The sequence below is a fragment of the Microbaculum marinum genome (genome assembly GCF_037855135.1).
GTDB classification, from domain to species: Bacteria; Pseudomonadota; Alphaproteobacteria; order Rhizobiales; family Tepidamorphaceae; genus Microbaculum; species Microbaculum marinum.
Genome location: NZ_JAZHOF010000007.1, coordinates 53,379 through 65,712 on the forward strand (window position 1 = coordinate 53,379; position 12,334 = coordinate 65,712).

Annotated in this window: 9 protein-coding genes; 8 read left to right on the plus strand and 1 reads right to left on the minus strand. The window is 65.4% G+C overall.

Annotated elements, in window-relative coordinates; genetic code table 11:
* Positions 1–8: 8 nt before the first annotated feature.
* The 7 genes from V3328_RS17000 (at position 9) to hflX (ending at position 9,396) form a co-directional block, all read left to right on the plus strand.
* Complete coding sequence (locus V3328_RS17000; protein ID WP_340330896.1) at positions 9–2,291, plus strand: sensor histidine kinase NtrY-like; 2,283 nt, start codon at positions 9–11, stop codon at positions 2,289–2,291.
* Between the two features lie 22 nt (positions 2,292–2,313).
* On the plus strand, positions 2,314–3,678 hold the full coding sequence (gene ntrX, locus V3328_RS17005; protein WP_340330897.1) for a nitrogen assimilation response regulator NtrX: 1,365 nt from the start codon (positions 2,314–2,316) through the stop codon (positions 3,676–3,678).
* 99 nt (positions 3,679–3,777) lie between these two features.
* Positions 3,778–5,154 (plus strand): Trk system potassium transporter TrkA, encoded by a 1,377-nt coding sequence (trkA, locus tag V3328_RS17010; protein WP_340330898.1) that lies wholly within the window; start codon positions 3,778–3,780, stop codon positions 5,152–5,154.
* A gap of 14 nt (positions 5,155–5,168) precedes the next feature.
* Positions 5,169–6,620, plus strand: coding sequence for a TrkH family potassium uptake protein (locus V3328_RS17015; protein ID WP_340330899.1), 1,452 nt, complete (start codon positions 5,169–5,171; stop codon positions 6,618–6,620).
* 80 nt (positions 6,621–6,700) lie between these two features.
* Positions 6,701–7,561 (plus strand): D-amino-acid transaminase, encoded by an 861-nt coding sequence (locus tag V3328_RS17020; protein ID WP_340330900.1) that lies wholly within the window; start codon positions 6,701–6,703, stop codon positions 7,559–7,561.
* A gap of 150 nt (positions 7,562–7,711) precedes the next feature.
* Positions 7,712–7,972, plus strand: a complete 261-nt coding sequence (gene hfq / locus V3328_RS17025; protein WP_340330901.1) for an RNA chaperone Hfq — start codon at positions 7,712–7,714, stop codon at positions 7,970–7,972.
* Positions 7,969–9,396 (plus strand): GTPase HflX, encoded by a 1,428-nt coding sequence (gene hflX / locus V3328_RS17030; RefSeq protein ID WP_378758865.1) that lies wholly within the window; start codon positions 7,969–7,971, stop codon positions 9,394–9,396. Before hfq ends, hflX begins: the two co-directional genes overlap by 4 nt.
* Here hflX and mazG read toward each other — a convergent pair.
* Complete coding sequence (gene mazG / locus V3328_RS17035) at positions 9,353–10,222, minus strand: nucleoside triphosphate pyrophosphohydrolase (protein WP_340330902.1); 870 nt, start codon at positions 10,220–10,222, stop codon at positions 9,353–9,355. The genes hflX and mazG overlap by 44 nt on opposite strands.
* Positions 10,223–10,728: 506 nt before the next feature.
* On the opposite strand from mazG, the gene V3328_RS17040 reads away from it, so the two are divergent.
* Complete coding sequence (locus V3328_RS17040; protein WP_340330903.1) at positions 10,729–12,306, plus strand: diguanylate cyclase; 1,578 nt, start codon at positions 10,729–10,731, stop codon at positions 12,304–12,306.
* Positions 12,307–12,334: the final 28 nt, after the last annotated feature.

Consider the following 12,334-nt stretch of genomic DNA (forward strand, 5'->3'; position numbering starts at 1 on the left):
TTTCGTCAGTGACACTACAGGAGCCCAGACAGCCGACTGTCCCGGCCCTTGCGACCCGGCGCAGCCGTTCGCTGAGGATCGTCGGCTCGCTGCTCGTCGCCCTGTCGTTGCTGGCAGGTTCGGCCACGTTCGCAGTCCTGACCGGTCTCACGCCGATCGAGCCGGACGAGAATGTCGTCTCGGCTGCCCTGGTGGTGAACCTGATTCTCGTGGCCGGCCTTGCGGGCATCGTCTCCGTGGAACTGTGGCGCCTGTGGGCGGCCCGGCGCCGCGGCACCGCGGGCGCGCGGCTCCACCTGCGCATCCTCAGCCTGTTCGCGGTGATCGCCGTGGTGCCGGCGGTCATCGTCGCGATCATCGCGGGACTGACGCTGAGCCGCGGTCTGGACACTTGGTTCTCCGAGCGCACGCAGGCGATCATGCAGACGTCGCTGTCGGTGGCCGACGCCTATCTGCGCGAACACGGACAGGTGATCCGGGCCGACCTCCTGGCTATGGCGACCGACGTCGACCGCGCCCAGACGATGTTCAGCGACGACAGCGAACGCTTCGAGCAGTTCTTCACCGCACAGGCGGCGATCCGCTCGCTTCCCGCCGCGTTCCTGATCCGCGAGGACATGTCCGTGGTGCTGCGCGCCGACATCGACACCGAGCGCGAGTTCCTGATGCCGCCGCCGAATGCTGTTGAGCAGGCCAGCAGCGGCGAGGTGATCGTCATCGCGCCGGGCGTCTCCAACCAGGTCGGGGCGATCAAGAAGCTCGAGGCCTACGACGACATGTATCTGTACGTCGCCAGGTCGGTCGATCCGCTGGTCATCAACTACCTGAGGCTCGCCCAGGCAAACGTCGCGGAGTTCTCCAGCCTCGAGCGCCGCCAGTTCGGCGTCCAGGTGGCCTTCGGCCTGATGTATGTCGGCTTCGCCTTCATCCTGCTGCTCTGCGCCGTGTGGGTCGGGATCGGCTTCGCCAACCGCCTCGTGTCGCCGATCCGCCGGCTGATCGGCGCCGCCGACCAAGTCGCCCAGGGCAATCTTTACGTCCAGGTGCCGGTACGCAACGAGGAGGGTGACCTGGCAAGCCTCGGGGCGACGTTCAACAAGATGACCACGCAGCTCCGTTCCCAGCGCGACGAACTGCTGCAGGCCAACGAGGAACTGGACGAGCGCCGCCGGTTCATCGAAACCGTCCTGGCGGGCGTTCCCGCCGGCGTTCTGGGGATCGACGAGGCGGCGCGGGTATCGCTTGCCAACCGGTCCGCCGCCGTCCTGATCGGCACGCCGCAGGACCAGCTCCTGGGCCGACCCCTGACCGAGGAACTCCCGGAGCTCATTCCCTGCATCGAGCAGGCGCGCCAGCAGCCTTCCCGGCTGATCCAGGACCAGATCTCGGTGCATCGCGGCGGACGCGAGCGCACCATCGCGGTGCGGGTCGCCAGCGAAATCTCGGTCGGCGGGCATTACGGGTTCGTGGTGACGCTGGACGACATCACCGAACTCGTGTCGGCGCAGCGGACCTCCGCCTGGGCCGACATCGCGCGCCGCATCGCCCACGAAATCAAGAACCCGCTCACGCCGATCCAGCTGTCCGCCGAGCGTCTCAAGCGCAAGTACGGCAAGGCCATCACCGTCGACCGCGAGATCTTCGATCAGTGCACCGACACGATCATCCGGCAGGTCGGCGATATCGGCCGGATGGTCGACGAATTCTCCTCCTTCGCCCGCATGCCGAAACCGGTCATTGAGCCGGCAGACGTCGTCGAGATCGTCAAGCAGGCGACGTTCCTGATGCGTGTCGGCAACCCGGAGATCGTGTTCGACATCAAACTGCCGGAGACGCCGATCGTCGCCCGCTTCGACCGGCGCCTGATCTCGCAGGCGGTGACGAACATCATCAAGAACGCGGTGGAGGCGATTTCCGGCGTCGACAAGGACGAGGTTGGGGCGCCCGGCAACGTCTCGGTGTCCGTTCGCGAGTCGGAGGGCTGGGCGGTGGTCGATGTGGTCGACAACGGCATAGGGCTGCCGAACGAGAACCGTCACCGGCTGCTGGAACCTTACATGACCACACGCGAGAAGGGGACCGGACTGGGGCTCGCGATCGTCAGCCGGATCATGGAGGAACACGGCGGCCGCATCGAAATGGCGGATGCGCCGGCGGTCGCGGAAGGCGGGCGAGGGGCGTGGATCCGCTTGACCTTTCCGATCGAGAGCACGGGTCAGAAAGCCACTGTCATCGATGCCACTGCCGCGGACGCGCCGGCGGACGCGGACGAGGGCGTCGAGGTGTCCTGATATTAGTTTGGAGCAGGCGTGAATGGCCAAAGACATACTGATTGTCGACGATGAGGCCGACATCCGGGACCTGGTCGCCGGGATTCTCGAGGACGAAGGCTACAATGCCCGGTCGGCGGCGGACAGCGACGCGGCAATCGCGGAAATCGAATCCCGCCGGCCCTCGCTCGTGTTCCTCGATATCTGGCTGCAGGGCAGCCGTCTCGACGGCCTCGAGCTGCTCGAGGTGATCAAGCGCGATCATCCCGACCTTCCCGTCGTGATGATCAGTGGCCACGGCAACATCGAGACGGCGGTGTCCGCCATCAAGAGCGGCGCCTACGACTACATCGAGAAGCCGTTCAAGGCCGACCGGCTGGTGCTGATCGCGGCCCGCGCGCTCGAAACCTCGCAGCTGCGCCGCGAGGTCAAGGACCTCAGGCAGCGTTCGGGGGAGTCCAGCCGTCTGGTCGGCCACTCGAGCGCGGCCAACCATCTGCGCAACGCGATCGAACGGATCGCCCCGACCAACAGCCGCGTGCTGATCTCCGGCGCTCCGGGCTCGGGCAAGGAGCTTGCCGCGCGAACCATTCACGCCCTGTCGTCCCGGTCGTCCGGCCCGTTCCTGGTGATCAACGCCGCGACGATAACGCCGGAGAACATGGAGATCGCCCTGTTCGGCACCGAGAGCGCCGAGGGTCGCAGGGTCGTCGGTGCCCTCGAGGAGGCCCACGGCGGCACCCTGTTCATCGACGAAGTGGCCGACATGCCGCGCGAGACGCAGAATCGCATCCTTCGCGTTCTGGTCGACCAGAACTTCCAGCGGGTCGGCGGCTCGGCGCGCGTGTATGTCGACGTGCGGATCATTTCCTCGACCAGCCGCGATCTCGAACGCGAAACCCAGGAAGGTCGGTTCCGCGAGGACCTGTTCCACCGCCTGAGCGTGGTTCCGGTGCGCGTTCCGGCGCTGGCGGAGCGGCGGGACGACATTCCCGAGCTCATCGACCACTTCATGTCGCAGATTTCGGCGTCTTCCGGCCTGCCGAAGCGCCGCATAGGCGACGATGCCCTGGCGGTTCTGCAGTCGCACGACTGGCCGGGCAACGTCCGCCAGCTCCGCAACAACGTCGAGCGGCTGATGATCCTGGCCGGCGGCGACGCCGATGCGGTAATCACCGCGGAACTGCTGCCGGCCGAGGTCGGTGCGTCGCTGCCGCCGGCGCCGGGCAACAGCCGCGCCGAAGAGATGCTCGCGCTGCCGCTGCGCGATGCCCGCGAGATCTTCGAGCGCGAGTACCTTATCGCCCAGATCAATCGGTTCGGCGGCAATATCTCGCGGACCGCCGAGTTCGTCGGCATGGAGCGCTCGGCGCTCCACAGGAAACTGAAGACGCTCGGCGTAGGCTGATCGCACAAAACGCGCTATGAAACGGACCCGCGCGGCGGACCCTGGTGGGGCAGGGCCGCGTTCGGGAGCGGCTCGCGCCGGAAACCGGGGACCCTTTGGATGAAAGTCGTGATCTGCGGAGCGGGCCAGGTGGGCTTCGGCATTGCCGAGAAGCTGGCGGCGGAGGGCAACGACGTCAGCATCATCGACAGGACCCCGCAACTCATTCAATCGATCACCGAGACCCTGGACGTGCGCGGCTTCGTCGGCCATGGCGCCCATCCCGACACGCTCGCTCAGGCGGGCGCCGAGCAGGCCGACATGCTGATCGCCGTGACCCTGCACGACGAGGTCAACATGATCGCCTGCCAGGTCGCGCATTCCCTGTTCAACGTTCCCACCAAGCTCGCCCGAATCCGCTCGCAGAGCTATCTGGCCGCCCACTGGCGCGACCTGTTCTCGCGCGACCACCTGCCGATCGACGTCATCATCTCGCCGGAGGTCGAGGTCGGCGAGATGGTGCTGCGGCGCCTCGCGCTGCCCGGGGCGACCGACACCGTGACCTTCGCCGACGGCAGGGTCGTCGTGGCGGGCGTCTACTGCGACGAGAACTGCCCGATCGTCGACACGCCGCTGCGCCAGCTGACGGAACTGTTCCCGGACCTGAAGGCGATCGTCATCGGCATCCAGCGCGGCGAGCGATTTTTCGTGCCCGACGGCACCGATTCGATGATTGTCGGCGATGTGGCGTATTTCGCCGCGGACCGCGACCAGGTGCGCCGGACGCTCGGCATCTTCGGCCACGAGGAGGAGGCGGCCAACCGGGTCGTCGTGGTGGGCGGCGGCAACATCGGGTTCTACGTCGCCCGAGAGATCGAGGCGCGCCAGCGCAGCGCCCGGGTGAAGATCATCGAGGCTTCGCGCGAACGGGCCATCGAGATTGCCGACGAGCTTCGCCGCACGGTGATCCTGCACGGCAGCGCCCTGGACGAGGATCTCCTGCGCGAAGCCGACGTCGGCGAATCCGATACGATCGTGGCGCTGACCAACAGCGACGAGACCAACATCCTGACCTGCGTGATGGGACAGCGGCTCGGCGCCGCCCGCAGCCTCTGCCTGATCAACAACCGCGGCTATCCCGACCTGACCCGGTCGCTGGGCATCACCGCATACGTCAATCCACGCCAGATCACCGTGTCGAAGGTGCTCCAGCACGTTCGACGCGGCCGCATCCGGGGCGTCCACGCAATCCAGAACGGAGCCGCCGAGATCATCGAGGCCGAGGCGCTGGAGACGTCGCCGCTGCTCGGCAAGCCGCTGCGCGACCTCGACCTGTTCCACGGGGTGCGCCTCGGCGCCATCTATCGCGACGGCAAGGTGATCATTCCCCGGGGCGACACGCAGATTCAGCCCCACGACCGGATCGTGATGGCGGCGATGGCCGATCAGGTCCGGAAGGTCGAGCAGATGTTCCGGGTCAGCCTCGAATTCTTCTGAGCCGCAGCGGCCGCATGATCGCTGTCCTCTACATATTTGCCTATTTCCTGGCTGCCCTCGCCCTGGCCCTGCTGTTTCCCGCACTCGTCGCCATCGGACTGGGGGAGGGGGCCGTCGGGCTCGATTTCCTGATCAGCGCTGCGCTGTGGATCTTCATCGCCGGCGCGATGATGCTGAGCCTTCGCGGCCGCGAACGCCGGCTGCGACCGGCGGAGCGCTATCTGCTGGCGCTGCTGGTCTGGCTGCTGCTGCCGGCCGTGACCACGATTCCCCTGATGATGACGATCGATGGGTTCGGCTTCGTGGATGCCTATTTCGAGGCCGTCTCGGGGCTGACCACGACGGGTGCGAGCCTGCTGCCTCCGGCCGATGAACTGCCGCGGGGCATCGTTCTGTGGCTTGCCATGATGCAGTGGTTCGGCGGCGCGACGACGCTGCTGATCGTCGTGCTCGCGCTGGCGCCGCTGGGCGTCGGCGGCCTGCCGGAAGCCCACTCCAGGCTGATCGAGCATGGCGGGCTGCCCGAGAAGCGCCGGCTCCTGCTGGTGTTCCGCGACATCTTCCCGATGTACCTGAGCGCCACCGCAATAACCTTCATACTGCTCGCCAGTACCGAACTGCAGGCCTTCGAGGCGCTGTGTCTTGCCTTCTCGACGATATCCACCGGCGGTTTCTCGCCGCGCTCCGCCGATATCGCCGAATACGTGCCGACATTCGGCGTGGTCGTGATGATGGTGGCCATGCTCTACGGGGCGACGAACGTGCTCTGGCATCGCGACCTTTTGCACCTGCGGCGGGTGAGGGCGGTCTCGCAGCGCGAGAGCGTCTGGACGATCGGCCTGTGCGTCGGCCTCGGCGTCGTGGCGGGGTATGCCTACTTCGAGGCGGCGGGACGCGGTGCGGGCGCGGCATTCCGGGACGGTCTGTTCACCGCGACGTCGCTGCTGACGACGTCCGGCTTCGAGATCCGCAACGCCAGCTTCGAGATCTTCCCGCTCGCGGTCGTGGTGATCGTGATGGCGATCGGCGCCGCCAGCTTCTCGACGGCGGGCGGCATCAAGCTGTTCCGGATAGGGGCGATGTTCATACAGGGCAGCCGCGAGCTGAACCGGCTCGTCTATCCGCACGGCGTCCGCCCCTCGAAGCTCGGCGGCCAGTCCTACGACATCCAGACGATGAAGGCGATCTGGGTGGGCTTCCTGGCCTTCGTCCTGGCGGCAATCACCCTGTCGCTCGTGCTGGCGAGCGAGGGCGTTCCCTACGAGGGCGCGGTGCTGGCGGCGCTTTCGGCGCTGTCCAACGTCGGTCCGGTCTATTCGAGCGACTGGGCGATTTCGACCGGGTGGCCGGCCTACGCGCAGATGAGCGAGGTGGCCAGGCTGGCCCTGTGCATGGGAATGATCCTCGGGCGCCTGGAGGTCATTGCGTTTCTCGGCCTGATCGTCTTCATCGTCAGGCGTGGATAAGGCGCCGGGCGAACTTGTTTCCGCGCCGTCTTGCCATCATCTTCACCTGATCCAGCAGGCCCTTGGGAGCATTCCAGTCCATGTCGCGCATTGCCTATGTCAACGGCCGCTACGTTCCTCACGGGGAGGCAAGCGTCCACGTCGAGGATCGGGGCTACCAGTTCAGCGACGGCGTCTACGAGGTTTGCGAGGTGTTCGGCGGGCACCTGGTCGACGAGCGCCGCCACATGGAGCGCCTGCAGCGCTCGCTGCGCGAACTGCGTATCCGCGAGCCGATGTCGCGGAAGGCGCTGAGCCACGTCCTGCACGAAACGGTCCGCCGGAACCGGGTGCGCAACGGGCTTGTGTATCTTCAGGTGACCCGCGGCGTGGCGAAGCGGGACCATCCGTTTCCCGGCGACGAGGTCGAGCCGGCCATCGTCGTCACCGCACGGTCGGTGGACCCGCGCAAGGCCGGCAGGTCCGGCGAGAAGGGCATCGAGGTGATCACGGTTCCGGAGAACCGCTGGCCCCGGGTCGACATCAAGAGCGTCTCCCTGCTGCCCAACGTGCTTGCGCGCCAGCAGGCCGAGGACGCCGGCGCAAACGAGGCCTGGTTCGTCGATCCAGACGGCTACGTCACCGAGGGGTCGTCGACCAACGCCTGGATTGTCGACCGCGACGGCCAGCTGATCACCCGGCCGGCGGATTTCGGCATTCTGCGCGGCATCACCCGCACCGTCGTCGTCGAGCTTGCCGAGAAGGAAGGGCTGAAACTCGTCGAGCGGCCGTTCACCGTGGACGAGGCGAGGGAGGCGAGGGAAGCCTTCGTGACATCCGCCACGAAGCTCATCATGCCGGTGGTCAGGATAGACGACGCGGTTATCGGGAACGGCCGGCCGGGATCGATCGCGACAAGCTTGCGGGAAAAATTCCACACGCTCGCGGAACTGGATTCCTGATCTGCAAGGGTGCACTGCAAAATCGAGCCTTGCCCCGACGTGGTGACATGCCATCTAATTGCAGCGGAACCGCATACCGGTTCTCCGGTGTTCGCGCCGGAAGCTTTAAGGACCCGCCGAATCGCAAGCGGCGGGGCAAGAGGTAAGGACATGGCGGCGGAACGAAATCAAAACCTACAGGACACGTTCCTCAACTACGTACGCAAGAACAAGACACCTCTCACGATTTTCCTCGTCAACGGGGTCAAACTTCAGGGGGTTGTCACCTGGTTCGACAACTTCTGTGTGTTGTTGCGACGCGACGGGCATTCGCAGCTCGTCTACAAACATGCAATCTCCACGGTCATGCCGAATCAGCCTGTACAGCTGTTCGAGCCGGCCGAGGAAAGCGCAACGGCGGAGGCTGATTGAAGCCTACCGATCCAGCAAGGCATAGCCGCTCGCCGGCCAGCGACGCGCCGTCCGGCCAAGGTCACCTGACCGAGGCGGCGCCGACGCGGGCATTCGTGCTCGTGCCGGTGCTTGACGGCGCTGCGCGGAAATCCCGGGACGGTCAGCGGGAGAGCGCGCGTCCGGCGCCTGACAGGTCGCCGGAGGCGCAACTCGACGAAGCCGTCGGACTGGCGCGGGCGATCGATCTGGAGATCGTCGGGCAGGGGCTGGTGCGGGTACAGAGTCCGCGCCCGGCCACCTTGATCGGGACGGGAAAGGTCGAGGAGATCGGTGCCATCGTCCGCGCCGACGAGGTCGACCTGGTGGTCGTCGACTTTGCATTGACGCCCGTACAGCAACGAAACCTGGAAAAAGCCTGGAAGGCGAAGGTCCTCGATCGGACCGGGCTGATCCTGGAGATCTTCGGCGCTCGCGCGCGGACGCGGGAAGGCACGCTTCAGGTCGAACTCGCACACCTGAACTGGCAGAAGAGCCGGCTCGTGCGATCGTGGACCCATCTCGAGCGGCAGCGGGGCGGTTTCGGCTTCCTCGGCGGCCCGGGCGAGACGCAGATCGAAACGGACCGCCGTATCATTCTCGATCGTATCAAGCGCATCGAGAAGGATCTGGAGTCAGTCCGGCGGACGCGATCGCTGCACAGGCAGAAGCGCCGCAAGGTGCCGTATGCGGTGATCGCGATAGTCGGCTACACGAATGCCGGAAAGTCCACGCTTTTCAATCGCCTGACCAATGCCGACGTGCACGCCGAGGATCTGCTGTTTGCGACCCTGGATCCAACGCTGCGGGCCCTGAAGCTGCCTTCGGGGCAGACGGTTATCCTGTCGGATACGGTCGGTTTCATCTCGGATATTCCCACCGACCTGGTTGCAGCGTTCAGGGCGACCCTCGAGGAAGTGCTGGAGGCCGACCTCATCCTGCACGTGCGCGACGTGTCGCACTCCGATTCCGAGGCACAGGCGGACGACGTGGCGGAGGTTCTCTCTTCGCTCGGCATCGACATGGAAGACCGGCGCCTCCTGCTGGAGGTCTGGAACAAGATCGATCTGCTCGATTCCGAAGAGCGCGACCGGCTGCTGGCTGCGGCGGGTCGGCACGATCCGGACGAACGTCCGATCCCTGTGTCGGCGGTCACGGGCGAGGGCGTCGATAAACTGCTGGAGGAAATCGAGACGCGGCTGAAGGGCGAGATCGCCCATCGCAGCGTGGTACTCGATGCCGCCGACGGGGCCGCCATGAATCTGCTCTACGAGCGCTACACGGTGGTCGATCGGCGCGCCGACGAGAGGACCGGGCGCATCGTGTTCGACGTCGATGTGCCGCTGAAGTACCTTGACGACTTCAATCGACGCTTCGCTCATGCGACGTCGGCGGGAGCGGCGTAGTTTCGCCGGGACCGGCGGATTCCGTCGCCTTTGCCTCGTTCCACCACGCTTCCATCTGTGCGAGCGGAGTGCTCTCCAAGGCACAGTCCGCGGCCGCGGCACGATCCTCGACATGTCTGAACCTGCGCCGGAACTTGTCGTTTGTCCCGCGTAGCGCGGCCTCCGGATCGACCCCTGCGTGCCGCGCGAGATTGGCGACCGTGAAGAGCAGGTCGCCGATCTCGTCGGATACCGCCTCGGTATCGCGCCCGGACAACGCCGTGCGCAGTTCGAGGATCTCTTCATCGATCTTGTCGAAGACCTGCTCGGCGCTGTCCCAGTCGAAGCCGATCCGGGCCGCTCGCTTCTGCAATTTGACTGCGCGCTGCAGCGCCGGCAGGGCGAGCGGGATGTCGTCGAGCACTGACGGGGGCTCCGGCTGCGTGCCGTTTCTGGCGGCCCGCGCGACCTTCTCCTCGGCCTTGATGTCGTCCCAGTTGCGCTTGACTGCCTCGGGCGTGGTCGCGTCGACCGACCCGAACACGTGCGGATGCCGGCGGATCATCTTCTCGGAAATGGCCTGGACCACGTCGCCGAAATCGAACGCGTCCTGCTCTTCGCCGAGCCTGGCGTGAAAGACCACCTGCAGCAGCAGGTCGCCGAGTTCGTCGCAGAGATCATGCATGTCACCGCGTTCGATCGCGTCGGCGACCTCGTAGGCTTCCTCGATGGTGTAGGGAGCGATGGTGCCGAAATCCTGTTCCAGATCCCAGGGGCATCCGATAACCGGCGTTCGCAACGCCGCCATGATCTCGAGGAGTGTGTGGACGTCGCGTGACGCGCGCATCGGCGGTTCCTTGAGCAAGGGACTGGGAATCGGACCCTAGCAGATGCAGGCGGGGTGCTCGACCTGTACGCTCCCGCGTTTCGGTCACGGTGCCTCAGGCCGACCCCGAGTAGCGGCAGGCGGGTCGCCGTCGCCGAATCTCCGGTAAGGGTGGTCCATATCCAAAAGTCGCATAACATATATTATGGAACTAGAATGCCTATGCGATGCGCCGGTCCGCGTGGCATTCTCGGCAACGGCAACGTCTCGACGGGCAACGAATGCCCGGCCTGAGGCTCCGACTGCGGCAGGTGGTCCAGGTCAGCGATTTCCGCACTCTCCGATCCCGGGAGCGCTTCAGCCATGAATAGCAGCACCTTAGGCCGAATCCCTCCAGCGCAATCTCAACGTCCGAACTTGAGCTTTTGCGGCGACAAAGGTTTGAAGAACCCTCCCGGTGAATGTTAACTTCGGGTCGCTATTCTCCGGATATTCCGCTTTGGACACGGGTACCCAAGGGAACCTGAATGCGCCTCTCGTATCCCTTTCTGCGTCGCTTCGGCATGGGCGCGCATCTTGCGCTGATAATCGGCCTGTCCGCCGTGCCGGCCGGTTTTCTCGTTGCCCGGTTCATTCACGCCCATCAGCAGGATGCCATTGCCGAGGCCGAGCAATGGACGCGCGCCGCGGCCAAGTATGCCGCCGCGCAGCATAGAACCCAGATAGCCAGCACGCAGGCGCTGCTAGTCGCCAACTCCCAGCAGGTCCGGAACCAGACGGTGTCCGACGACCAGTGCGTGGAATCCGTCGACACGAGCTACAAGGTCTGGCTGATTGCCAGCGCCAAGCTTTCCTGTGGCGAGAGCGGCGAACTTCCGCTGACCGACGAGTCGATGAAGAAGATCGTCGAGCAGGCACCGCAGCAGGGTTTCTCGATCATCGGCCCGATCGAAGCCCCCGGCGGCGACCTCACCCTGTTCGGCGTACACGGATCCCGGGCGGATGACGGCACGACGTGGCTTGTCGTTCGATCCGTCGATCTGTCCTGGATGCCCGTATTCAGCGAAGGGCGGTCCGAGTTCTCCAACTACGTCGTGATGGAGTATGACGATGATGGCCGGGTCTTCGAGCGTTTTTCCGCCGACGGCACCGACCTGACCGAAATCGAGCTGCCGCTGTTTACGGCCGGCCGATACGATTCCAAGGCGATCGAACGTGGTGATGCGTCCTCCATGACCATGGAGGACATCGACGGCGTCAAGCGCATTTTCGGGATCGCTCCGCTTCCGGAGGCTCGCGCGACCGTCGTCGTCGCCGTGTCCCACGCTTCGATAGTGAGTGCCGCGCAGCGGGAGCTGATCGGGACACTGGCGCTCTTTGGCGCGGTGATCGCCATTTCCACGTTCCTCGCCTGGCTGATCATCGAGCGGAAGATCCTCCGTGCCGTTCGCAAACTGCGGGATGCCGCCGTCGCGATGACCAACGGAGAAGATGGACGGGTCGTCGAAATCGTCGATGCGCCGTACGAGTTGCAGCAGCTCGCCGTCGCCTTCAATGAAATGACCGCGAAGCTGCAGCATCAGGCGTTGCACGACCAGTTGACGGGTCTGCCGAACCGCAGGTCGATTACCCAGCGCATGGAACTCCTGCAACGAGACAGGACGGCGTTCTCGGTTCTCGCCGTCGATCTGGACGGCTTCAAGCCCGTCAACGACACCTACGGGCACGTAGTCGGAGACATGGTCTTGACCGAGGTTGCACGGCGACTGGAGAACTGCCTGCCGCATGATGTTACGATCGGGCGGACGGGCGGCGACGAATTCGTCGCACTGATTCCGGCGGAGTCGAGCGATGCGGCCTCCAACAAGCGTGCGGTCGTGATCGCTCAGATCTTCCTCGACCAGATACGTCAGCCGATCAAGGTCAAATCCGGCGAACTCGTGAAGATCGGCGGCTGTATCGGGATAGCCTGCTGGCCTCAGGGTGACGCGACCCCGGAAGACGTGTTCCGGCACGCCGACAGCGAACTCTACCGCGCCAAGGAAGCCGGCAAGAACCGCTATTCCGTCTACAAGCCGAAGCCGGGTGCCACGCGCGCCGCATAAACCAGCCGGCCTTGCCCACGGGTGGGAT

Bases quoted from the DNA above. Each gene is read 5' to 3' on its own strand.
- ntrX (WP_340330897.1), top strand. From the start codon at position 2,314: ATGGCCAAAGACATACTGATTGTCGACGATGAGGCCGACATCCGGGAC.
- trkA (WP_340330898.1), top strand. From the start codon at position 3,778: ATGAAAGTCGTGATCTGCGGAGCGGGCCAGGTGGGCTTCGGCATTGCC.
- V3328_RS17015 (WP_340330899.1), top strand. From the start codon at position 5,169: ATGATCGCTGTCCTCTACATATTTGCCTATTTCCTGGCTGCCCTCGCC.
- V3328_RS17020 (WP_340330900.1), top strand. From the start codon at position 6,701: ATGTCGCGCATTGCCTATGTCAACGGCCGCTACGTTCCTCACGGGGAG.
- hfq (WP_340330901.1), top strand. From the start codon at position 7,712: ATGGCGGCGGAACGAAATCAAAACCTACAGGACACGTTCCTCAACTAC.
- mazG (WP_340330902.1), bottom strand. From the start codon at position 10,222: ATGCGCGCGTCACGCGACGTCCACACACTCCTCGAGATCATGGCGGCG.
- V3328_RS17040 (WP_340330903.1), top strand. From the start codon at position 10,729: ATGCGCCTCTCGTATCCCTTTCTGCGTCGCTTCGGCATGGGCGCGCAT.